The sequence below is a fragment of the Streptomyces griseosporeus genome (genome assembly GCF_014656055.1).
Taxonomy (GTDB): Bacteria; Actinomycetota; Actinomycetes; order Streptomycetales; family Streptomycetaceae; genus Streptomyces; species Streptomyces griseosporeus.
The window spans coordinates 26,197-49,681 of record NZ_BNBR01000001.1 but is presented as its reverse complement, the minus strand read 5'-3'; the positions used below and the strand labels follow the sequence as shown (position 1 = coordinate 49,681).

At 67.9% G+C, this 23,485-nt stretch carries 16 protein-coding genes and 1 pseudogene; 13 read left to right on the top strand and 4 right to left on the bottom strand.

From position 1 onward, the window contains the following. Positions 1-191: 191 nt before the first annotated feature. The 4 genes from IE308_RS00170 to IE308_RS00160 all read left to right on the top strand — a co-directional run bounded on the left by IE308_RS00170 (position 192) and on the right by IE308_RS00160 (position 5,402). Positions 192-575, top strand: coding sequence for a trypco2 family protein (locus tag IE308_RS00170; protein ID WP_229908629.1), 384 nt, complete (start codon positions 192-194; stop codon positions 573-575). A 1-nt stretch (position 576) separates the two neighbouring features. Continuing rightward, positions 577-2,604, top strand: coding sequence for a hypothetical protein (locus tag IE308_RS00165; RefSeq protein ID WP_308440068.1), 2,028 nt, complete (start codon positions 577-579; stop codon positions 2,602-2,604). Continuing rightward, positions 2,486-3,112, top strand: coding sequence for a tetratricopeptide repeat protein (locus tag IE308_RS37295; protein ID WP_308440087.1), 627 nt, complete (start codon positions 2,486-2,488; stop codon positions 3,110-3,112). Before IE308_RS00165 ends, IE308_RS37295 begins: the two co-directional genes overlap by 119 nt. Before the next feature lie 1,390 nt (positions 3,113-4,502). Next, entirely contained in the window at positions 4,503-5,402 is a 900-nt protein-coding gene (locus IE308_RS00160; RefSeq protein WP_190216027.1) for a pentapeptide repeat-containing protein, read from the top strand. A gap of 105 nt (positions 5,403-5,507) precedes the next feature. On the opposite strand, the gene IE308_RS36655 is transcribed toward IE308_RS00160, so the two are convergent. Beyond that, a complete protein-coding gene (locus tag IE308_RS36655; RefSeq protein ID WP_229908777.1) occupies positions 5,508-5,738 on the bottom strand; it encodes a hypothetical protein in 231 nt (76 codons plus the stop codon). Between IE308_RS36655 and IE308_RS00150 the strand changes: the two are divergent. The 8 genes and pseudogenes from IE308_RS00150 to IE308_RS00115 all read left to right on the top strand — a co-directional run. Further along, positions 5,662-6,394, top strand: a pseudogene (locus tag IE308_RS00150) (IS5 family transposase); the annotation flags it as partial. The gene IE308_RS36655 and the pseudogene IE308_RS00150 sit on opposite strands and share 77 nt — an antisense overlap. 287 nt (positions 6,395-6,681) lie before the next feature. After that, positions 6,682-7,266 carry a hypothetical protein gene (locus IE308_RS00145; RefSeq protein WP_190216026.1) on the top strand — a complete coding sequence of 195 codons (585 nt, stop codon included), beginning with the start codon at positions 6,682-6,684 and terminating at the stop codon, positions 7,264-7,266. Positions 7,267-7,891: 625 nt separating this feature from the next. Continuing rightward, on the top strand, positions 7,892-10,237 hold the full coding sequence (locus tag IE308_RS00140; protein ID WP_190216025.1) for a hypothetical protein: 2,346 nt from the start codon (positions 7,892-7,894) through the stop codon (positions 10,235-10,237). A 293-nt stretch (positions 10,238-10,530) separates the two neighbouring features. Then, positions 10,531-10,710, top strand: coding sequence for a hypothetical protein (locus tag IE308_RS00135; RefSeq protein WP_190216024.1), 180 nt, complete (start codon positions 10,531-10,533; stop codon positions 10,708-10,710). Between the two features lie 95 nt (positions 10,711-10,805). Then, entirely contained in the window at positions 10,806-11,423 is a 618-nt protein-coding gene (locus IE308_RS37550; protein ID WP_229908628.1) for a winged helix-turn-helix domain-containing protein, read from the top strand. Next, the gene (locus tag IE308_RS00125) at positions 11,323-16,206 is read left to right on the top strand and encodes an ATP-binding protein (protein WP_190216023.1); all 4,884 of its coding nucleotides are present in this window, start codon (positions 11,323-11,325) and stop codon (positions 16,204-16,206) included. The genes IE308_RS37550 and IE308_RS00125 overlap by 101 nt, the downstream gene beginning before the upstream one ends. Before the next feature lie 204 nt (positions 16,207-16,410). After that, positions 16,411-18,165 carry a zinc-ribbon domain-containing protein gene (locus IE308_RS00120; protein ID WP_190216022.1) on the top strand — a complete coding sequence of 585 codons (1,755 nt, stop codon included), beginning with the start codon at positions 16,411-16,413 and terminating at the stop codon, positions 18,163-18,165. 69 nt (positions 18,166-18,234) lie between these two features. After that, positions 18,235-18,972, top strand: coding sequence for a hypothetical protein (locus IE308_RS00115; protein WP_019524953.1), 738 nt, complete (start codon positions 18,235-18,237; stop codon positions 18,970-18,972). A gap of 270 nt (positions 18,973-19,242) precedes the next feature. Here IE308_RS00115 and IE308_RS00110 read toward each other — a convergent pair whose 3' ends face one another. After that, positions 19,243-21,078 (bottom strand): Helicase associated domain protein, encoded by a 1,836-nt coding sequence (locus tag IE308_RS00110; protein WP_190216021.1) that lies wholly within the window; start codon positions 21,076-21,078, stop codon positions 19,243-19,245. Between the two features lie 175 nt (positions 21,079-21,253). Next, positions 21,254-21,541 carry a hypothetical protein gene (locus tag IE308_RS00105; protein ID WP_190216020.1) on the bottom strand — a complete coding sequence of 96 codons (288 nt, stop codon included), beginning with the start codon at positions 21,539-21,541 and terminating at the stop codon, positions 21,254-21,256. A 47-nt stretch (positions 21,542-21,588) separates the two neighbouring features. Between IE308_RS00105 and IE308_RS00100 the strand changes: the two genes are divergently transcribed. Then, a complete protein-coding gene (locus IE308_RS00100) occupies positions 21,589-22,620 on the top strand; it encodes a nucleotide kinase domain-containing protein (RefSeq protein ID WP_229908627.1) in 1,032 nt (343 codons plus the stop codon). Positions 22,621-22,662: 42 nt separating this feature from the next. Here the strand turns inward: IE308_RS00100 and IE308_RS00095 are convergent, their stop codons facing one another. Next, entirely contained in the window at positions 22,663-23,451 is a 789-nt protein-coding gene (locus IE308_RS00095; RefSeq protein ID WP_202539786.1) for a thymidylate synthase family protein, read from the bottom strand. Positions 23,452-23,485: the final 34 nt, after the last annotated feature.

The following is a 23,485-nucleotide window of genomic DNA, read 5'->3' as shown; positions in this document are numbered from 1 at the left end:
CGTGGAGGCCGACGACACGCACGCTGCTCTAGTGGCCCCCTTTTGCCCGCCGAGCTGATCACCGCCGTCCCGGTCGACGGCGGCAGTTGGCGCGTCGTTGCGTGGAATGTCAAGTCGCTGCGGCGTGGGGCTTGCTTAGGCCAAGCTGTGATCGCAGATGTATGTGCGGTCTGTCTGATGAGGGGGAAATCATGGGGATTTCGCTGACTGAGGCGTTGAGGGAGCTTCGCCAGGAGCTCTATGCGGCGCAGGACGAGGGAGCATCAGAGCAGTTCCAGTTCGAGGTGGAGCAGGCGGAGTTGTCGCTGGAGGTGGAGTTCCGCCGGGACGGCGAGGGCAAGGTGAAGGTCGAGGTAGGTGCCTGGGGTGCCAAGGCGGGCGTGGAGGGGGGCGGTGGGCTGGGCAGTACGCGGCGGCAGGTGCTGACCTTGACCTTGCAGGTCCGTGATGAAGCGCGGGGTGGGCAGCGGGCCAGGATCCGGCGCACCGATGGCGGGCTGGACGACGCAGAAGACGATGCCGTGGGGCATGACTCTGGCGTGGAGGGTGCTCAGGTGCGGCCGTGGGAGGCGTGAGGTGGATCCGCGACGCCTGGTCTGGGTGCGCACCGGTGGCCCGGGCGGTTCAGGATCCGGTTACCTGATCGGGCCCCAGCTCGTCTTGACGGCCCTGCATGTCGTCCTGGTCGAGGGCCGGTGGGCCGGACGGGTGGAGGTGCGGGTGGGTCACCCGCGCTACGGAGCCGGCCCGGTCAGTCAGCGAGCGTGGGTGCGATGGCCGGACCCGCAACTGGGCGTTCCGCCTGCGGACGCTTTGGATGTGGCGCTGCTGTGGCTGGAGGAGCCGGTGATGGCCGGCGATGAGCCGGTGCGGTGGGGGAGACCGAGCGGCGTCACCCCTGTGCCGTTCGAGGGAGCCGGCTTTCCCGCCTTCGCTGCAGGGACCGACAGCCCGGGGCACTTCGAGTACCTGCCGGGAGAGCTGCCCGTCGTTTCGACATCGCCTTCGGGCTGGGTGCTGGACTGTCCCGTGTGGCCGGCCCCGGGGCAGGGCGAGAGGCGCCTGTGGGCGGGAGCCTCGGGCTCGGCGATCTTCTGCCACGGCCGGCTCGTAGGGGTGGCGGTTGAGGATGACTGGGCCATGGACTTCCGCCGCCTGCACGCCGTACCCGTCCACGAGGCGCTCAGCCTGCCGGGCTTCGCTGACCTCGTCAGCCAGCACGGACACGTCGGCACCACAGCGGTGCTGGAGGACGTAACCGCCCAGACCACGAAGGCCAGCGCGGGCAGGGAGGACGTGGTCTGGCCGGTAGAGGTAGGGACGACTCCTACCCTGGCGTCGGCGTTCCAGCCACGCAGCGTCCTGCGCGAACAGATCGACACGGCGCGCGCGGGTAGCGGGTCGGTTGTGCTCGCCCCGGTCCTCTCCGGTGGCGGTGGCGTCGGCAAAACACAGCTGGCCGCGGCCTGCGCCACTGACGCCCTCAAAGACGGCGCCGAGGCGGTTGTGTGGGCGCCAGCAACCGAAATCCAGCAGGTGATCACTCAGTACGCGCGAGCCGCCGCCGCCCTGCACCTGCCTGGGGTAACAGGCCAGGATCCGGAGACCGACGCCGAACTGTTGCTGAAGTGGCTGGCCACCACACGGCGGCGGTGGCTCGTGGTTCTGGACGACATCGCCGATCCTGCCGCCGTCAACCGCTGGTGGCCGACCAGCCGGACGGGCACGGGGTGGGCTCTGGCCACCACCCGGCGTAAGGACGCACTGCTGACCGGAGGTGGCCGGACCCGCATCGACGTCGACGTCTACACCGCCGCCGAGGCCGACGCCTACCTGCGCGCCCGCCTCACAGACGAGGGGATGGATCACCTCCTCGACGACAGCGCCCCGGCCCTCGCCGAAGCACTCGGCTACCTTCCGCTGGCGCTGGGCCTTGCCGCCGCCCACTTGATCAATGAGGGACTGACATGCACCACTGACCTACAGCAGTTCACCGACCGTCGAACCCGGCTGGAGCAGGCCCTGCCGGAAACGGCTGACACTGAGGGCTACGGTCGGCAGATCACCGCCGCACTCCTGCTCTCCCTCGACGCCGCCCAGGCCGCCGACACCACCGGCCTGGCCATCCCCGCCCTCCGCCTGGCTGCCCTCTTCGACCCCGCCGGCCACCCCCACACCCTCTGGACCAAACCACACCTCCTCAACTACCTCACCAACCAGCGCACCGCAGAGGAACCTTCGGCGCGGCAGCAGGTCACCGCCGACCAAGCCCACTCAGCCCTGCGCCTGCTGCACCGCTACGCCCTGCTCACCTGCGACACTCGCGCCGAACCTCGCGCCATCCGCATCCACGCCCTCACCGCCCGCGCCGTCCGCGAAAACAGCCCCACAGCCAACCTCCCAGCCCTGGCCCGTGCTGCCGCTGACGCGCTGCTTCACACATGGCCCGAGGTCGACCAGCCATACGCCGACCCTCGCCGCAACGCTGCGCGCCAACACCGACGCCCTTACCGACCACACCCACGACCACCTCTGGCACCCCGACGGGCACCCCGTCCTTTACCGCGCCGGCAAAGGCCTGTACGACGCAGGCCTGGCCCATAACGCCGTCTCCTATTGGAAGAGCATGGCGGACAACTCTGACCGGCTTCTGGGCGACGAGCACCCGGACACTCTCACCGCCCGTGGCAATCTCGCCAGCTCCTACCTGCAGGCGGGCCGCACCGGCGAAGCCATCACCATCGAGGAACGGGTGGTGACCGACCGGGAACGGCTCCTGGGCGAGGACCACCCGGACACTCTCACCGCCCGCGTGAACCTCGCCAGCTCCTACCTGCAGGCGGGCCGCACCGGCGAAGCCATCACCATCGAGGAACGGGTGGTGACCGACTTCGAGCGCCTCCTGGGCGAGGACCACCCGGACACCCTCGCCACCCGTGGCAATCTCGCCGGCGCCTATCGGCAGGCGGGCAGCACCGGCGAAGCCATCACCATCGAGGAACGGGTGGTGACCGACCGGGAACGGCTACTGGGCAAGGAGCACCCGGACACCCTCACCGCCCGGGCCACCTTGGACGCTGCTCGGTACACAGGAAAGGACACTGCGGGCTGAAGCGCTGAGCCCCGAGACGAGTACATCCGTGCTGGCAGCATCCACATCCAGAGGGACAGCCACGAGGGCCTGGCGGCCGCTCTTGCCGCGTTCCCGCCCTACATCCTTCACCGGCGGCACGCTGCGCGGGGCGCTGGGCTTCTGGGTTGACGTCCCGGTGCTCTTCTTCAGCGAGGTCACCGAGAGACCGGCCGCCGCGCCATGCTCCGCCAAACCAGACCCGCGACCTGCCGACGCGCACGCGCAAACCGTTGGGTGCGCTACGACCCGGGCTCCTCGGACTGGCTGCACGAGCGGGAGTGCAGCTGTGCTTCGAGGAACACTTCGCGGACTGCGTGGTCAGAAGTGGAGACGGATGTTGGTGGGGGCCCTTGCCGTCAGTCGAGGACGGCGGCAATTCAATCCTCCGACCTGAGGGGACGCGGTTGGACTGGTGAAGCAATGACAGCCTGCCTCCGCCAGTGGGCGAGGGTGTGGGGGTGGTCGGGATCGAGCATGCGCACCCGGCCAGGTAACAAGTCGGCGAGGGCGGCGGCCCCAACGTCCTCCCTTGCCTCTCCCCGCGAGTAGGCGAGGTTGTGTCGGGTGATGAGGGCGTCGGGGTGGTCCGGGGCCGAGCACGCGCACCCGGTCGGGTAACAAGTCGGCGAAGGCTGCGGCGGCCCCGGACGCATCCCCCCGCCTCCCACCGCGAGAAGGCGAGGTTGTGCCGGGTAGTGAGGGTGTCGGGGTGGTCGGGGCCGAGCGTCCGCACCCGGTCGGCCAGCAGCTCAGCGAAGGCGTCTTCGGCCCCGGACGCATCCCCCCGCACCTGTGGGTTTCGGTGCCGCTGTCGGCGAATGACCTCACCGACCACATCCACCCCGCCGAGTGTGAGAACACCTCGTGGGAAGCTCGGGACGACGGTCGCGTTCAGCTGCGGCCGACGCAGAGCCTGGTCGCGCAGGCCTGGACGTACCAGCCGGTCGGCGACCTACCTCGCACACACTTACCGAGCCGTGTCGCGCGGGCGGATCCGGCTCAGGCGCGCCGACCACGAAGGCGCATAGCTCGGCCATGAGGTCCAATACCTGCAAAAGGCTGCTCCGGCTCCGGAGCCCGCGGCAGCGGCTCCCCATCCTGTGATGGGACGGAGGTGGCACGGCATCGGCCCGTCATCCTGAGACGCAAGCCTCACCATCGCCAAGCACAAGTGATCCAAATCGCCGCTGTGGGCCATATGAGATGTCATAGAAGAATGAGGAGCAACTCTGGCACCAGACTCCTCAGGCGCCTCGCACATCGCCGGACCGACAGGCAAAAGCACAACCGACGCGGCCCTGGTCGGCGCGGCAACGGCGGCACGAGCCGGGCGGAGCGGCTGGGCCTGGTGGCCGCAGCCTTACCAGGCTTGACCGCTCTGGTCGCCCTAGTGTTCACGTGGATGTCAGTCGAGGGGACACGGGCTGAGCTGCGGATCGCCGAGCAGGGGCAGATCACCAACCGGTTCAATGCCGCGATCCGCAATCTCGGATCGGACTCCGCGGATGTGCGCCTGGGTGGGATTCACGGCCTGGAGCGCATCATGCAGGACTCCCCACGCGACCAGCCCACCATCGTCTCGGTGCTGTCGGCGTATGTGCGCCGGCATGCCCCGGTGCCAGCCAGTGGCTTCGTCAAGGAGCCGAACCGTTACTTGGACCAGTTTTTTCCGGTCACCTTGCCTACTGATGTACAAGCCACTCTGAACGTGCTGGGCCGTCGATCACCCGACCATGACGGTCAAGCCGTGCTCGACCTCCGGGAAACCGATCTCCGCGGAGCCGAGGTGTTTGGACAGCTCGAGGCGCCCGACAAGCCCAAGAGTCGCGCAGCGTTCCGTTGGGCTGACTTCAACGGAGCGGACCTCCGTCACTCACTGTTCATAGGCGTAGACCTGCGGGAGGCCGCCGTCTTCGGGGCGAACCTGACAGGAGCAGACTTCCGCGCCGTGGACCTGTCCAAAGCCTCGATGGAGACATCGGACTGGACCAGCGCAAATCTAGAGAACGCCAATCTGACGAGGGCGGATCTGAACTATGCGAAACTTCATGAAGTTCAGCTGGACCAGACCGTCAATCTCACCAAGGCGACCCTCGTGGACGCGGACCTCACCGGTGCAGTCCTGGCGGGCGCTGACCTGCGAGGCGCGGATCTCACAGGGGCAGACTTGAGGCACGCGGACCTTACAGGCGCCAAGCTCGCCGGTGTGAACTGGAGCGGGGCCAAGCTCGACGGTGTACAAGGCTTGCCGCCATCACTGCGCACTTGACCGGCTCGGCGGGAGCAGACGCGTAGTCCGCCGGCAGCGACACTGCCACGGTCGCAGGGCTCCCGCCGTGGGCTCTGGGCGCCTGACCCTGCGCGCCGAATCCCTTCATGCGCTCCGAGGCCGTCGGCCCGCGGTCTTCTTCGCCGCCGTCTTCTTCGCTGTCTTCTTCGGCAGCTCGTGCACGTCGGCCGGTTCGCCGCGGACGGTCTTTTCCTTCTCCACGGAGGCGTTCAGCGCGGCCATGAGGTCCAGCACCTGCGAGGACGGCGGGCGGCGCCAGGCAGGTGACCGCGAGGCCCTGGCCGCAATCATCTTCGTGGCGACCTCGGGCTGCACCTGGCGCTAGCTCCCGCCGGTGTTCGGGTCGGCCTGGCCCACGGTCTACCGCCGATTCGCCCAGTGGAGCCGGGACCGGGTCTGGGCCCGGCTCCACCGCGTGATCCTCAACGAACTGGGGGCCCGGGGTGGTTGGACTGGTCCCGGTGCGTAATCGACTCGGTCAGTCTGCGGGCGGCAAAAGGGGGCCGTTGACGGGACCGAATCCGACCGACCGCGGCAAACTGGGATCGAAGATCCACCTGATCTGCGACCGGAACGGGCTGCCCCTGTCCCTGGGCATCTCCGGTGCGAACATGCACGACACCCAGGCCCTGGAACCGCTCGTCCGGGGCATCCCGCCCATCCGCTCCCGCCGCGGGCCCCGGCGCCGGAAGCCGGCCAAGTTGCACGCCGACAACGGCTACGACTACGACCGCCTGCGCCGATGGCTCCGCGAGCGCGGGATCTGCCCTCGCATCGCCCGCAAGGGCATTGAGTCCTCGCAGCGGTTGGGCCGGCACCGGTGGGTGGTCGAGCGAACCGTGTCCTGGCTGGCCGGCTGCCGACGGCTCCACCGGCGCTACGAACGCAACGCCGACCACTTCATCGCCTTCGTCGGCATCGCCGCGGCCCTGATCGGCTACCGCCGACTGGAGGCTCTCCTCACGGCCTGAGCCGGTCCTGCTGCACGTCGAAGCAGACCAGCCCCATGGACTCCGCGACGGCCACCGCGTAGGCCGACGCCTCCTCGGCCATGCTCCACCGCATCGCGAAGTATCGTTCGGATACGCCCCAATGTCTGCGGGTTGTCGCGGACCGGTATGAGACCGCCTTGTCCTCCCGCCGCCCGCTGAGCGGGCAGTTGTTGGTCGTGGATGCTGCGTGTCACGCAGCCCTTCGGCGGGTGGCGGAGAGACTTGTACGGCAATCCGCTGCGTCGACAGGATCACGGAGGACGCCGATGCCGGAGGAACCCATCAGTGTTGACACTCTGCTCGAACAGCAGAGCCGCGTACGTGTCACCGTCGAGCCCGTTCCCGGATCCGACGAAGAGATCCGGGTAACGCCTCTGCCGCGGGAAGGCGGGTGCGCCTGCGATCGGAGCCTCGTCATCCCGAAGAGGGAGATCGAGGGGGTGTTCAGCACGGGGGAGGTGCGGAACTGCTGTGGAAAGCGGCTCCAAGTCGCGGAGGCGCTGTTCGCCAGCGATACCCTCGCGTCTGTGTTTCAGCAGCTCAACGCATGGACATCGAAAACACGTTCCCCGACCGCTCGAGCGACGGCCGTCCGCCCGGCCCGCTATGCGGTGGTCGACCCTCCGGTCGTCGGCCGTCGGCCCGGACTCCCTTCCAGAGCCTTTCCGCGAGCCTCTGCCCTACCGATGCCCATCATGTATGAGTTCGACGACTGGTATGTCCGGTGCAGCGACTACTACGACGAGTGCGTCGCGGGCTGCTCGGGAGTGGAAGACCCGGCTTGCGGTTTCGAATGCACGAAAAACTACAACCGCTGCGTGGCAGAGGGGCTAGACAGGCTGCCGTGGTGACTCGCTGGCGGCAGTCAGGCCGACCGCCGGCGGGGGCGGGTGCGGGGTCGGCTTCGTAGCCGAGCCCGAGACTTGCCCAGTCCGTGTCTCGGTGGTCGAGGAACTCCACCGGCACGCGCCGGACCGCAGCCCACGCCCGAGACGTTCACGAGCTGGAGCCCGGGCAGCACGGCAATGTGACGTCCTGGTCCCGGCCGCCGACTGCCGGTGTGAGGTCTCATTGATGTTGCTGTGACCGTCTGTCGTTGACCTGTGGTACCGCACATACATCGCGACGGGTTCTAGAGACACGACGGGCTGTTTGACCTGCGGTCTTGCAGGTCGGATAAGACTGCTGCATCTAGACTGAGAACCTCTATGAGAGGGCGGTGGTGGGGGAGGGTCCGGGGGTGGGGCCGGACCCATATGCGGGGCGGCTACCGGCACTTGACGGGTCCGGTCGGTGAGCGTGTACGGGTGATCCATCCCAAGATCGCTTACCGTGCGTACGCCGCGACGGCCGTCATCCGTGCCCCACGAATGTGCCGCTATCTGCGCCCGCTGATGACGCCCTCCGGCCATGCGTACAGCTTTGATCAGGCCCGTCGGATGTCAGCCCATGCCTGCGAGATGTCAAACTGGGCGGGTGCCTGAACAGCCCTTCGTCTTCCTTCCGCTGTCCTATGCGGCCAGGCCGCCTCGGATCGTTGTGGTGGTGCCACACGACGATGAGCGCTGGGTTCGGTGGACGGCGGCGGGCCTTGCCCGGCTGTCGAGGGTGTGGGGCTGCAGTGGAAGTGTGGTGGTGCCGTCCAGCGCGGTCGGACATCCCGCAGTAGACCGGTGCTTGGCACGCCTGCACCCCGATCACGTGGTTGCCTACGGTCCGTCGTGGACCACGTTCGACGCCCTGTACCCCGGCACTATCGACCGGCTGCTGGCCGAGAAGAACATCTCTGACAATTCCATCGCAGCACAGTTCAAGGAGATGCTGCGCAAGGAACCGTGGAACGGAACAGTCGTGCACGAGGCTGAGGCGGCTGCCGACAGCCTTCGTTCACGCCTGGGCGCGAACCGACGGGATGACCACGTCCAGTGCAGCCATCTGTTTGACTACGACAACGCACGTGAACTGACGCCGCTGGCTGCGGTGGCCACGACCCCTGTCATGGGTGTTCCGGCGACTCTCGTGACCACCCCGGAGGCTCTGGCCTACGCCATGCATGTCGGCATCGAGGCATCCGACGCCAGCGGAGATATTCCAGCTGAGCAGTGGCGGGAGGCAGCTCTCCGCGGCGCCGAGTCGGCACTGTTGTCGCAACTGCACCCAGATGAAGCCGATGGAGCCCACGCGGCCCGGTCACACGAGGCAGCGCTGTGCGTCCCGATCACGAGAGCCTTCCAGCACCGGGAGCGCATTGCCGTCCTGGGAAACCGGCCCGAAGACTTCGCACTGGCCGAGACCCTCCGGCAGATCCGAGGCGCGGTGACCTGGATCCCCTGGACAGAAGCAGGCCTCAGCGACATGTGGTTGTTTCCCGGCAGCGCATCGGAGCGGCTGCTGGTGACGAGCGCGTCGTTGAGCTTGGAGGAGACGCAGCAACGCATCAACACGCGGTGGGACAGGCGGCCTGTCAGGTCCGTTGATCCTGACGAGGAGAAGCGCTCATTCGACGTGGTTGAGCCCGGCAACATCGACCTGGCCCATCCGTTCATGGTGGTCTTGAAGAACGCCTGGGACCAACCGCGTTCTCTTCCCGCGACCGTGGAATCGGACGGCTCACTCCAGACATCGCTGTCTCTCGCTGCGGAGGTCCCACGCGGCCTCAACCCGAATGAGCACCGCTGGCAGGTCACTCTCACCGCCGCCAACCACCCGGTCCCGCCTCTCGTCGTTTTGGACTCGTCCACCGTCACGGCAACAGGCCAAAGCCCATGGGAGACTTTCGTCCGCGCAGCCGACGGAGGCATCACCTACTGGTCGCACCGCTACGACTTCGTACCGAGCGGGGCTTCGCTGGCTGGCTCGCTGGCGTCTCCCAAACTGGCCTGGCCCGGCATCAAACGCATCCTGCAGGTCGCCGCCGCAGCGAACGACATCACCATTCTGCCCAGCCCTGCCGGCAGACGTGCTGCCATCACCGAGCGGCTCCTTGGGTCCCGTGCCGCTTTGGAGGCACTGGCCGCCAGCCCCGGTTGGCCGCTCCTGCACCGCTTCACCTCCGACGCCCCGAACACCGGCTGCCCGGAAGGCAGTTGGTGGAAGCTGAAGTCTGCGGTCGTGCTGTCCTGGGAGGCCATCGAAGCGCATGACGACAGCAGCTGGGAACTGGCCGCTCGCAGAGAGCAGATCGACCAGTGGACGTCACAAGGTGTGCTGCGGCGCGGGCTGATCCTTGGCTGCGATCACTGCCCCATTCTGGAGTTCTATCCCCTCGCCGAGATCAGTCAGAGCTACCGCTGCAGGCGCTGCGGAGGGGACAACCAGCTCGCCAAGAACCGTTGGAAGCCAGCCGCAGACGAGCCCCGCTGGTTCTACGACCTGCACCCGGCCGTGCTGGAGCTCGTCACGAACGATGGAGACGTGCCACTGCTGGCCACGCAGTATCTGCGTAACCAGTACTGGGCGCGAGGAGGTTTGGTATGTGAGGAGTTCGAACTCCTCAAGGACGACAAGCGATTCGTCGAGATGGACTTCGCTCTTGCCACCACGGAGGAACTGTGGCTGGGGGAGGCCAAGAGCAACGACTCTCTCGGCAGGAGCCCTGGCCAGCGGCGAAACGAGGCCAGCAAGCTCATGGAGGGGTGCGCAGCTGTCGGCGCGTCCGGTCTCATCATGGCCACCGCCAAAACGCAGTGGGCAGACACGACCATTGAAGCGCTCACCGAAGAACGCCGGGGACGTCTGCGCGCCGGAAAGGCCGTGCCCAGGATCAGTCTGCTGACGGGTCTTGGAGCGTCACCGAAGCTCTCTCCTCTGACCAGCCCGTGAGGCTGCCTGTTCGGTACGTGGCTTGAGCACAACTGGTGGGCGATGGGCGCCGCTCCAACCGCGCGAGCTGCACCTTGCCGTGATGGCTGTCCCATCCGCCCTGGCCCTCGTGATGCCGCCTTCCTGGATCCCTGGCTCTCAGCGTCCCCCACACCGTCGGCGACTGCGGCGAGTGCTTCGCCCGACGGCGATGGTGCATCGTTAGGGGAGCGGTGTGTCAGCGCCGAGGGCGTTGAGAAACTCAGGACGGGCCACGCGATCGGGATGCCGGGTCGGGAGAGGTAGAGGCCAGTGTGGTTGATGCCGCAGGTGTCGCTGCAGTCGAGCGGCAGGTATCCGGCGGTCTGCTGTCCCGCGCAGCGGTGTCGCATCGAACCGGCGAACAGGGCACCGGCATACGACTTGGCGTCAAGCGGGAACTGGCGGTCGTGCGCCTGGCCGCTGAGATCTTCACGGCTTGCGGCCAGGGCTGAGATCATGCGGGGTCTCGCCCGCTCGCCGGATTTCACAACCGCGCAAACCCTCTTGATGTCCAACTGCTCTGGACATCAAGGCTTATGGTGGTGGTGTGACTTCAACCGCCGACCTGCTCCGCGGCATGCTGGGCGAGAGCGCGTACAGGGCCTTGGAGGCATTGGCCAGCACGGCCACGCCCATGTCCGGCCGGATGGTCGCGAGGGCTCTGGACGTGTCTCCGACCACGGCGACAGCGGCGCTGGGCAAGCTCAGAGAGGCCGGGTTCGCCACCTCAAGCCAGGTCGGGCGTGCCAAGCAGTGGCGCCTCAACACCGACAAGGACGTGCTGCGCACGTGGCTGGAGGAGACCCGGGTGAGCGCCGCGGACGCTCCGGCTCCCACCGGGATGAGCCCGTACGCGACCGGTGGCGGCGGCGTCACCTTCGAGCGCAAAGTCGCCGTCCAATACCTTGCCCATCTGCTCCTCGGAGAGGGTGCGGCCGAGCTGGGCGACAGTCGGTCGGTCGTCAGCGTGGCTTTTCAGCAAGCACCGGAACACTCGGTTGACGACCTCGTCATCCGCGCGGCCCGTGCCGACGAGCCGGAGCCGTCCCTGGTGCTCGCCCGCCATGCGCCGCGCACCCAATCTCGTCAAGAGCAACGAGTCGAGCGCCAAGCTCATCTGCACGTTAGTGCAGGAGGTCGTCAACGCACCCGCCGAGGGGCCTGAATACCGAGCCGCTCTGGTTGTCGCCGGTCCGCAAGAGCACGCGGAGCAGCTGGCAGCACTCGCCGCCGAGGCCGTCGCGCAAAAGGATGCGCCCAGCTTCTTCGGCCTCATTCGGACGCACCAAAAGTTCCTGGCCGGCGTTCGAACACGGCTCACGCACATCGAAGAACTCGTCAAACTCGCCCTGGCCACGCTCGGGACCGCCGATCCCAGCCCGCAGCTCGTCGAACAGCGCACCTGGGAACTGCTGTCACGGCTGACCGTACTCATGCCTCGACTCGAGACACCGGACGAATCGGACTGGGCCCGAGTAACGAACTCCTTGATCCCTGTGGCCCGCGGCACTGACCTCTACGGGGCAACACGGTTGCTGGAACGGCTCGTTGCCCTGGCTGACGAGTACCCGCCGAAGGCAGCCACCGTCGACCTGAGTCTTCTGCGGCGCGACGCGCACCAGGTCCTCGACTCGACCACACGCCGCCACCGGCAGGGATGGAAGGCCCTCAGCCACCTTCACGAACGGGCGCTTGCCTCGGTGCGCAACGAGATCGCCACCGAGGACAGTCGCACGGTGCATCTTGACCGGAGCGATACGGCCAGTCAGCTGCTCCAGCTCGTGGAGTCCCCAGCGGCGGCGGTCGTCGCGCACGGTGACTCCGGCGTGGGCAAGAGCGCCCTCGTCGTCCGCACGCTCACCGAAGCCGCACAGGACCCCGATTCCACGCAGGTGGCCTGCATCAACCTGCGGCACCTTCCCCCGACCACAGTAGAATTGGAGTCCGTACTCGGCACCTCGCTCACCGCGCTACTCGGCGAGCTGAGCGCCCCCCGGCGCCTCCTTGTCATCGACGGCGCGGATGCGCTCGCCGAGGGCATGCTGGACCCCTTCCTCTATCTGATGGACGCGGCTGGCCAGGTCGACGTCAAAGTTGTCGCCGTCACAGCGAACGACGCCCAGCAAGTGGTCCGTGACACGATCAACGATCGCTGCGTCGGGGAGGTCGCCAGCTTCGAGGTACCACCGTTGACCGATGCCCAGGTAGCCGAAATCGTCGCAGTCTTTCACGAGTTGTCGGCTCTCGCGGCAGACCCGCGCTCACGTGAGCTGCTGCGCCGACCTGTGGTGGTGGACCTGCTCGTCCGAGGAGGCGTGAAGAGCACCCCTCTCAGCGACGCCGATGCCATGCAGCAGGTGTGGTCGGGACTGGTGCTTCGCCGGCGTCCTGAACGCGGGACCCCGGACGCCCGAAACATTGCCCTTCTCCGCCTGGCCGCCCTGGAACTCGGCCAAGGAGACCCCATGGAGGTCGTCGGAGCGATCGATCCCACGGCGCTTGCGGGACTGCGCCAGGACGGGGTGCTGCGCACGGACATGGACGACCCGTTCGCCATCGGCCCGCAGTTCGCCCACGACGAAGTGCGCCGGTATGCGATCGCCCGGCTCTTCCTCTCAGCCGGCCACCTCACGGCGAAATTGGTCGAGGCCGGCGTGCCGCGCTGGGCGCTCGGTGCCGCACGTCTTGCCTGCCAGGCACTGCTTGCCGCTCCCGACACCCCGAAAGCCCCTCTGCGCGGCAGGTTCGCCCGCCTGCAGCAGGCCTTCGACGACCTGGTCACGGCAGGCCACGGGGACCGCTGGGCCGACGTGCCCGGCGAAGCGCTCCTGACGCTCGGAGCGCCCGACCCGGTCCTGCGCGGGGCCTGGCCCATGCTGCGCGCTGAGCCTGGCACCGACCTGCGGCGACTGATCCGTCTCGTGCACCAGCGGCTACACAACGAAGCGGGCCTGGTGCGGATCGCCGCAGCCGAGCCCCTCATCGCCCTGCTCCTCGATGAAGACGAACCCTGGCAACAGGGCAAGTACGTGCAGGACATGCTGCGGGACTGGCTCCACGCCGTCATCATCACGGAAACACCCGCTGGGTATCCGCTCCGGGTCAGGCTGCACGACCGCCTGCTAGCCGCCTGCGCCGCTGCCGAGCGCCGGTTCAACGACGAGCAGGCAGCCGCGGCTGCGGCCAAGGCAGCCCAGCCAGCTGAGGAAGCCGAAGCCGAGCGCCAGTTCCTGGAGAGGCAGCGGCTGGTCTTCATGGGAGACAGCCGTAGGCGCGAGCGCCGTCGCAGGCGTCTTGAGCTCCCCCGTGAGATCACCGATGAGCTCATGGTCGAACTGCTGGCACTGCTCGGCCCGGATCTCGGTGAGGACGGCGAGGCTATTCTGCGCCGCGTTGCGCGCGACGCGCCAGCATGGGCTGGTCCCGCCGTCGAGGAAGTGCTGACCGGCCGGGCTCTGGCCATGTATCGGCGTGGTTTCCTTGCCGAGCTGACCGAGGCCTACTACCTCAACGAGGACGAAGACGGGTCAGGATTCCACGAGGAGGGCATCCGGCGCCATGGTGCTCGCGGGCTCGGCGTGACTCCCCTTGCGGCCTGGTATCGCGGCCCGTTCATGCCGCTGTTCCAATCGGACTTCCGCAACGGCGTCTCGGTGCTGAACCGTATGCTCAACCACGCCGCACTGGCGCGCGCACGCACCCTCACAGGCCATCACCGTCCCTACGGTGTCCGGATCGAGGACCACGACCTCGACGCCTACCGGACAGAACTTGACGTCGCAGGGGCTCGCCGGACCTACGTCGGAGACGAGCACGTCTGGCTCTGGTACCGCGGAACCGGCGTCGGTCCATATCCTTGTATGAGCGCCTTGCAAGCTCTGGAACGGGTGTGTGACCAACTGGTCGAGGCAGGCGTCCCGTTGGACAGACTGGTCGCCACCTTGCTTGAGGACTGCGAGAACCTGGCGATGGTCGGCCTGGTCGTCGGCCTGCTCGTTCGCCATCTGGAGCACGCCGACCGCCTGCTGGACCGCTATCTCGCCGAGCCGGTGATCTGGCATCTGGAGTTCGCGCGTGTCGTCCAAGAAGCGAGCGGCTTGAGGGCATTCGCCGACGGACTGGCGGCTCCCGAGCGCCGACGCTGGTCGCTGCGGGAGGCAGCCATGATGATGGTGCTACGCGCTGACGACCAGCGCAGTGACGAGTTGCGACTGATCGGGCAACAACTTGTCGCAACGGCCAGGCGACTGGCTGAGGAAGAACCTGGCGAACTCGATGAGCCGGCCGTCCAAGAACAACTCGCGGCTGTGCGTGCCTGGGCTAGCAGCCTCGACCGCAACACCTACCAAGCACAGCAAGTGGAAGGCGGCCTGGAGATCAAGAGCTCGCCTCCCAGCGACGTCGTCGAAGCGTTGCAGGTCAGGAACGTGGAAATGGCACGCGCCCAGGAAGCCATCCGGCTGAGCGTCCGCTACTACATCGATCCCCGAAACGGCACAGACAAACACATCAGCGCGGACGACTTGGTCTCCGACCTGGCTTCGGCCCGAGAACTCCTTGCGAACCCGCCAGACCCTGATCCCGCCAGCCAGTGGGACGTACCTGCCGTCGTGGCCGCGACGGCACTCACCGCGGAGATCGTGGACGGCGTTGAACTGCCCGCCGACGCATTGCGCTTCGCCGTCGACACACTCCTGCGCATCGGGGAGGGCGCGGCATCGCCACGCCGATTCGAAGCCGAGGACTCCTACTTCGAACAGGGGGCTGACCGCATTGCCGCAGAGGCACTGCCGCTCCTTCTTCTGCCCGCCGCCGCGAAGCTCCGCGCCCAGATCGACGGCACGGACGGCTCCACGACGTACCGCCAGGCCGCTGCCGCGGCAGGCAAGCTGGCGCGTTCCCTCCCCAACGAGGATCGTGTGCACTTGGCCCGCGGCCTCGACCCTGTCTGGCATGCGGCGTGCCCAGCCGGAAACATCGCCTGCCATCACGAAACGGCCTTCCAGCTGACAGTTGAGACGATGCGCGACTGCATCCTCGGTAACTGGGATCCGCAGACCAGTCGGCGGAGGGTCGTCGCGCTCGACGATCCCGTCGCGCACTCACTCGACGAAGCCACCGACGACTCCATCTACGTAGACCGCCTCGACGCAGCGATCAGGGCCCTCGGCGCGGCAGCGACGGCGTCGATCTGCGTCTCGACCCCGGCCCGCGAACTCCTCGCGGTACTCCTCGCCGCGCACCGCCGCGCGCTGCTCGCTGCCGAACAAGACATGGACAGTCGCGGCACCCACGCCCTGATCGCGGCGCGGGCATTGCTTATGGTGGCAGGCACGGGCGACGACGCGCCCGTCTTCCAGCACCTTGACGCCTACGCCGACGACGCGACGCGCCTGGAAAGCTTCTTGTGCGCGCTGTCCTCGGCTGCCGAGGAGTCAGCGGACAGAGCAGCCACGGCACGGCGGATGTGGCCGACGGTGGTCGCCCACGTCATCGCCCTGCAGACTTCCGGGCACACGCCCTTCGCCGGACGGAGCGACTACCACTCTGCTCTGGCTTCGCTCCTGCCCAACCCTGTCCCCGAAACCGCCTACCTCTACCGGGAAGTTCAGGGGAAGCCCATCATCTGGTGGGATCCGCTGGCCTGGCAGGACACAGTCGCCCACTGGCTGCCCCATGCTCAGGGCCACGTCGCATGCGTGGATCAGCTCATCGCCTTCATCAAGCCCCTGCCGGCCGAGGAACAGGCACGCGTCGGCCTTCCGTGGGTGGCGAGCCTTGTCCTCGCCGATCCCAGCCATATCGCGAACCGCACCTATCTCCTGACACCATGGCTGATCGAACTGCGCCGAGTTGTCGCCGACGCGGGCCTGGCTGACGATTGGCAACGGGTAGTTGATGCCCTCGTCGTTGCCGGGGTGTCCCGACTCGCACCATACTCTGAGTAACCGCCGGGAGCCCGGGCGCCCGTATGGGGTGCGCCGCTGTGGTGTCACCGGGCACGGCGTCGGTGATGACGGGGGAGCTGGTCTGGGAAGCCTGGACCCATGAAGGGCCGTTGTCAGTGGCGGCTGTCAGGATCTGCCGTCATGGGTAAACGGCGAAGTGCTACCGAGGTGGCTGCAGTTCGGGCTCGGCTGAAGGCCGAGTTCGTGTCCAACCTGTCCAGCCCGGATATGGCGCTGGAGGCCATACCGCTGTCTTCTACGGACCGGTGCCAGTGGCGCTGCTCGGCGGAAGGATGCGGTCACCAGTGGCCCGCCCGGTTGCAGTTTCGCACCCGAACCGTCAAACCCTCGGGGTGCCCTGAGTGCTGGAAGCGCCGCAACCGGGCTCCTGGCCCGGGAGAATCGCTGGCCGATCTGAATCCTGCGCTGGCATGGCAGTTCCGCCGCAATCTCAGCCGCCCCAACCGTGGGCCGGACACCCTGCGCCCGCAGTCCCATGACCTGTGCGTGTGGGAGTGCGCTCAGGGGCATTTCTGGCCGGCGAGGCTCGCCAATCGCACCAATGGGCGTGGCTGTTCGGACTGCACCGGGCATGGCCGCTCCCCGTTCGAATGCAACGTCGCCATGCTCGTCCAGGCCGCCTGCGGGCTTGACGTGGAGCTGGACCACCGGCTCCGCCTGCCCGGGCGCCGTCAGGACCGCTTCGACCTGTACCTACCCGAGCCGGCCCTGCTCATCGACCTGGACCCGGAATGGACCCACAACAGGCCAGGAAGCCTGGAGCGTGACACCGCGAAGACCGCGGCAGCGATCGCCGCTGGACTCGACGTGGAACGCATCCGAAGCCGCGGTTTGCCGCCCGTCCCGGTGCCCGGCCTGGTCCACCATGAGGCCGGGCCGGGGGTGAACCCCGAGGGCTGGGCGGAGGCGGTGGGTGCCGTACTGCGGGGCCGCGGCCTTTCCTGGCGGCAGCTCACACCGGCCGAGGTCACCGCGGCGCTCACGAGGGGTGCGCAGCTGTGGCAGAAGGCCGTGGCCGGCCCAGAGGTGTCGGCGGTGGACGTGGCGCCCCACCTTGAGGAGGAGTTCATCGCGAACCTCACCAACCCGGGCAAGGCGCCTGATCGGATGGCGCCCGGCTGCAACGACGTGTGCCTGTGGCGGTGCGGGAAGCCGGAGTGCGGCTACGAATGGAAGGCCGTACTGCACAGCCGGGCACTTGCTGGCCGCGGCTGCAGCCGGTGCGGTCACGCACGGGTCGGCGCGGCCAACAGCAGGCCCGGCCCTGGTGAATCACTCGCCGAGGTCAACCCGACGATGGCCGAAGAACTCATCGAGATCGTCGGCCACCCCGGCTGGACCGCGTTCGACCTGCTCCCCACGTCGAACAAGACATGCCAGTGGCGGTGCCCCGAACCACACTGCCGCTTCGAGTACCCCGCCCCTCCAAACCGCCGCACAGGTCAGTCGAGCGGATGCCCCCGATGCGCCCGCCGACGCACCATCGCAGCCAGGGTCCGCCCCAAGCCCGGCAAATCCCTGCAGGACGTGCACCCTGCCCTCGCCGACGAGCTTGTCGAAGTGATCGACGAGCCGAACCTGACCGCGAAGGAGCTCAGACCGAGCTCCACCAAACTGTGCCGGTGGGCCTGCTCGAAGCCTGGCTGTCCGGGACGGTGGAAAGCCACGCCTGATCAGCGGTCCCGCCGTGGCGGGACCGGTAAACGCTGCCCAGCATGCCATCCGCCGCGCAAAGCCGCACTCAGCCGTGAGCCCGGCCTGTGTATCGCGCCTTCTCACCGTGATGCCGGTCATACCGCATCAGCGCGTCACGTCGCCGTCCGCCTCGGCCGCTGGCACCACCATGAGGACTGCAACAGGCCCCATCCACCTTCTCCTTGCCTCATTGAGCCGAGAACCCCTCTCGGACTGGCACTAACGCGGTGTGCAGACCGCTGAAAGGCGGCACTGGGAGCCCGTTCCTCCGAGAAGATGGAGTAGGGCGGTGGGCGGAGCCTGCCGGAGCGGATGGGAGAGCTGGTGGGGGACTACGACTACGCAGCCGCGATGACGTATGCACGGGAGCGCTTGAGCGCACTGGGCGTGACCGCAGAGAGCGGAAACCTCGCCAACGCCGCCGCGGTCGGTATCACCGAGTTCGTCTGGCGCAACGGGCCCATCGAAGACGCTCATGCGGGAGCGAGGGGACGGCGCAACAAGCTGCACGATGGCGTCATGTTCGCCCGCAACACCTGGGTCTACCACCAGGCCCTCGAAGCGGTGAACAGTCCCAAGCAGTACGCGCTGCTGCGGTTCGAGAAGCGCATCCTCGACCGCGAGCTCGTCTGGCCCGGCACGTCCGGCACGCTGACCCAGTTCGGATACGGCGCGCTTGGCGAGATCAAGAAGCACGTCAAGAAGTCCATCGACTACCTGATGTACCTGCAGGAGACGTTCTCTTCTGAGGAGTTCCTCCTCCTTGCCGCGCTTCAGGGCTTCGGTGCCTCTGACCACTTCGGGATGCCCGCATGGGAGCCACGGGTACGTGCCGCCATGGACCGACTTCGCGGACAGGATCCCGCGTTCGTGGAACGCCTCAGGGCCGTCTACAAGATCGACTTCTCCGAGATCCTGCAACGGGCCCCTGCCATCGTTCATGACGATCTGCCTGAGGTGGAACGAGCGCTCCTGAACGCACCGTACGAGCTGGGAGCCGAAGCGCTGGACTGGTTTGCCTGGAACCCCGTGCTCGACCGGGATCTCTGAGGCCTCGGATGAGCCCGGTACACGGGCTCAGGTGTCGCGTTCGTGCGCGGAGGCACCGCTGCTGAAGCGACAGCGCGCCACCCCGCCGCGGGCAGCGCCGCTCACCAGCTCCTGTTGCCCGGGTTGGAGGAGATGCCATGATGCCTGCTGCGCGTGCAACCACTGCCGGGCCTGGTCTTCGTCCGGTGCGCCGGTCCACCACACCACACCTTCGGGCAGGCCATGGAGATGATGGCGGGCGGCCCAGTAGTACCGCTGCCAGTCCAGTGGTTAGGGCGGGTTCCACCAGGTGTCCAGGGCAGTGAGCCGCCGGCCGAGACGCGTGGGTTGGGTGGCGGCGCGCTGACGGTGGCGCACTTGGTTGAGCCACTTGCCCAGGGCGAACCCGTCATGAGAGGTGGGCTGGGAGACGGCCAGGTGGCCGTGGCGGGCGGCGTAGTCGTGAGCAGCCTCCAGGCCGTGCAGCACGCTGCGGCGCCGCGCGGGCCAGGCGTGGAAGCGGTCGATCTCTGCGGCTGTTAGGCCGAGTTGGGCGAGCAGTTGCTGTTGCTCGGCGGCCAGCCGCGAGTACTCGGCGATCTGCCGGCGCAGCCACCGCTCGAGCCAGCGCGGCATCCCCGCCAGATTGTCATCACCGCTGACGAGGCCGTGGGCGAGGGCGTGAGCACGAGCCCGGTGCCAGGCTCGCTGCCAGCTGATCGGCCAGGGCGGATTCCACCACACGTCCAGCTCCGCCAGCGCCCGCACGAATTCGGGCGGCAAGCCGGCAGAGGCGGCGCGCAGATTCGCCAGCCATCGGCCCAGGTCGAAGCCATCCTGTGGGGCGCCGGCGTGGGGGACGGTCAGATGCCCATGCCGGCCCACATACCTGCGCGCGTGACCAAGGCCCTCCCAGAACCGTTCCTCGGACACGGCCTTCAACCCGGCGCCCCGCCCCACGCGTCGAGGCACGTACAGCTCGGCCCGCCACCCCGCCACCCCGGCGTGCCCTCGGAAGGCGACTGGTGGAGTGGTGGCCAACAGACGTAGCCCCGCTCCCACTTCGGCAGGCTGGTGGGCCGCCGGCACCCACCAGATCCCGCTGTGTGGCGAAGCGGACCGCGACGGTGAGCGCAGCTCGCGGGCCACACCCCTCATCCATGTCTGCAGGGCGCTCGGCCTCTCCGGCCACTCCACCTCTTTCAGCCAGCCGCGCTCCAACCGGTCTCCGAGCGCGGTCATGAAACGGTCATGGCGCCGAGACCGGCGGACAAGCGGCCGTTCATCCGTTACCAGCAGCCGCAGGGCCGGATCCACCAATGCGGCCGCCACCGCTACCACCTCGGGGAAAACAACCGCGTCCCGCGCGACCAGCTGCCACCACGCCGCCGCCTCGTTTCTGCGGCTGGTGTCGAGAGTGACGCGCTCAAGGCGCTGGCCCCACACATGCTCCCGCTGCCAGAAAGCTTCCTGTTGCCACCATCCGCACACCACCGCCCGAGCCACCGCGAACACAGCCCCCGGCTCCGCTCCCGTGCTCACGGCCCGTCGGGCCACCCGCGGCCACCGCGCCTGGGCGGCAGCCAGCTCCTGGCACCCGCCCACGTCCAGATACTCCAGGTCGTGGCCATCGCCGACGTCCAGCAGCCACCGCCCGTGCCGGGAACACACCCGATTCCACCGTTGCCCGTACCGCCATACCCGCTGGCTCCGGCCGCTGCGCCGGGCGGCACACAGCCGGCAGCCGAAAGACACCGGCCCCCATGCCTGAGCTCCCACCCGCCACCGTGCCCATCCCCGATCCGCACGGGCCCGCTCACCGAGGGACGCTGGCCCGGCCGTCCACGACGGCAATGTCCGCGCCAGATGCGCAACCGGGACCCCGGCCCACGCCGCGACCTGTGCTTGTGCCATGACGTTCAGGAGTACATCGCCGTCCGGGCGGCGGCCGCGGCTCTGGGTGACCGGATTCACCCACTGCCACCACCCCCAGGCCAGCAGCTCGCCGGCCTCAAGGCCGTAGCAGACGGCGACGCGATGCAGGAACGACCATGTCGTCTCGCCCTGTACCGGCACCGCGTCGCCCGGAGCAAACCAGGTGCCGAGCTCGTCATCCCTGAGGCCCATCTAGGTCTGTTCCCGGCGACGTTGGTCAGGGCATTCGAGTAATCGGCCCAGGTCTGCGGGACATCCGATCGGCGCCTGTCGAGGGACGGCGAACGCAGCCGTGACCGTATGTCGTTTGGCGGCGTTGACCGGGTTAGCGAAGGGACTCGAGTGGGCAAGCGGAACTGACTCGGCGTCATTTCCTGCCGCGAGTGCGTCCGGGTGAGCGCACGGACGGCAGGTCCTCGCGCGTGTTGTCCGCTTCGAGGGCGCCGGCGGGCATCTGGCGGTAGGAGTGGAGGAGTTCGGCTACGACGGCGGGACGGACCTCGGCCGCCGTCACGAGTGCGGCCAGCACCTGCGAACGCGACGTCTGCTCCCCGGCTGCGGCCGCGGCCCGCACCAGGACGTCCAGCTTTGTGTCCACGTCCTCCGGCCAGTCGACCAGCGTCTTGCGTCGTGGACGCTGCCACAGCAATTCCACACGTCCCCCTCGCTGACACCGATCTATATTGAATATATATTGAGCCCATGGTGACGGTGCTGCAAGAGCGTTCAGGGCAGAGGGTCTTAGACCGCGGCCCTGTGAGGAAGATCCGTGTGGCAGGCCGCACGCTGACGTTGACGCCGGTGTTCGACACCTACTGGCGCTTCGCGGCGGCGCGCCAGAAGGTCTACGAGGCGCGACTTGCCGGGGGAGCGGGACCGTTCACGGACGATCCGATCCTGCAGCGATACCGTTTCACCAACTGCTTCCGGGCCGCCGACCGGGTCAGCCAGGACCTGATCGGTGGCGTGATCTACCGGGGCGAGCAGGCGTGGGAGGAAGTCTTCTTCCGGACCCTGCTGTTCAAGATCTTCAACAAGACCTCGACGTGGCGGCTGCTAAACGGCGCACTGGGAGAGGTGCGGTGGGACGCCTACGACTACCGGGCCTTTGACCGGGTGCTCTCACAGGCCTTCACCGCAGGGCAACGGCTGTACTCCGCCGCCTACATCGTGCCCCCGCCGCAGCTCGGCGAGCAGCGCAAGCACCAGAACCATCTGCGGCTGCTGGAGATGATGATGAAGGCGGACGCGCCGCAGCGTGTGCTGTCCGCGCCGACGCTGCAGGACGCCTACCAGGTTCTGCTGGGATTCCCGGCGATCGGGCCGTTCCTGGCCTACCAGTTCGTGATCGACCTCAACTATGCGGCCGAGATGCCGTTTTCGGAGATGGACTTCGTCGTCGCCGGGCCCGGAGCGCGCGACGGGATCCGCAAGTGCTTCGGGCCTGCGGCCGACGGCATCGATGCGGACGTCATCCGCTATATGGCCGACACGCAGGACGAGCACTTCGCCCGTCTGGGGCTTGCCTTCGCTGGACTGCGCGGGCGCCCACTGCAGCTGATCGACTGCCAGAACCTTTTCTGCGAGGTCGACAAGTACGCCCGGGTCGCCCACCCGGACATCGCCGGGATCAGCGGCCGCAGCCGCATCAAGCAGACCTACCGGCGGCAGGCCGTTGTGATGCCGGCCTGGTTCCCGCCCAAGTGGCAGCTCAACGGCCCGCCGGAGCAATGAGGTTGCCGCATGTGACGCCGGCGGCCGTGCGGCGGGCTGCCGTCATGCCGCGAGGCGGCCGGTGCCGGTCAGCAGGGGGCGCAGCTGTGTGATGGGACCGTCCAGCCGGGCGTGGCCGGCCATCACGGTCAAGGTCCCGCAGGCCAGTTCGGCCTGCTGGGCGATGTAGGCCAGCAGGCGGCCCAGACCGAGGTAGTTGCCGTAGGCGCGCTCGAACATGAAGTGGCTGCGGTACAGGGCCGCGGCGTGCACCCGCCGCTCGCGGTCCAGCTGGAGGGAGATGTGGCTCAGGCAGGGGAAGCCGATGTAGCTGTTGTCCTTTCCGGCGGTGTGGACCAGCAGGTCCGCGCTGGCCTCCTCCGCGTCCGTGGCTGCGGCTATGTCGATCTCGTAGGCGGCGGCTATCTTGGTGCCTGAGGCCTGGGCCCGCAGGCGGCTGATGACGGTGCCGAGCTGGTCGACGCCGCTCTTGGACACCGCAGGGTAGGACACGAGGCGGCCGAAGTAGGTGCCGCGGTGGTTGCCCGGGTACCGCTTGATCACTGGATACATCTGCCGGTAGCGCTCGGCGAGGTCATCCGGGCCGGCACTCCGTGCCGCCAGGGCCGCGGGGAACAGGGTGCTGGCCACGGTCTCCAGCGGCCACAGCCCGCGAGCGGTGCGCAGCCGGTCCAGTTCGGCGCGGAATACCGGGTCGTCGTTCGTCGGGTCGGCGATGCGCACCACCGTGTGCAGGCCGGTCCGGTCCGGGTTGTCCTTGCGGTCCAGCTTGTTGCAGGCGGCGACCCAGGCCTGGGTGACGTCGCGTTCGGTCACGGTGAAGGTGTGCATCAGTCCTCCTGACACATACGGGTGTGATCCGGGG

What these genes read in the sequence shown, in the direction of transcription:
- IE308_RS00115 (WP_019524953.1), top strand. Translation starts at nt 18,235, where the DNA reads ATGGGAGAGCTGGTGGGGGACTACGACTACGCAGCCGCGATGACGTAT.
- IE308_RS00110 (WP_190216021.1), bottom strand. Translation starts at nt 21,078, where the DNA reads ATGGGCCTCAGGGATGACGAGCTCGGCACCTGGTTTGCTCCGGGCGAC.
- IE308_RS00170 (WP_229908629.1), top strand. Translation starts at nt 192, where the DNA reads ATGGGGATTTCGCTGACTGAGGCGTTGAGGGAGCTTCGCCAGGAGCTC.
- IE308_RS00125 (WP_190216023.1), top strand. Translation starts at nt 11,323, where the DNA reads ATGCGCCGCGCACCCAATCTCGTCAAGAGCAACGAGTCGAGCGCCAAG.
- IE308_RS00095 (WP_202539786.1), bottom strand. Translation starts at nt 23,451, where the DNA reads ATGCACACCTTCACCGTGACCGAACGCGACGTCACCCAGGCCTGGGTC.
- IE308_RS00100 (WP_229908627.1), top strand. Translation starts at nt 21,589, where the DNA reads ATGGTGACGGTGCTGCAAGAGCGTTCAGGGCAGAGGGTCTTAGACCGC.
- IE308_RS00145 (WP_190216026.1), top strand. Translation starts at nt 6,682, where the DNA reads ATGCCGGAGGAACCCATCAGTGTTGACACTCTGCTCGAACAGCAGAGC.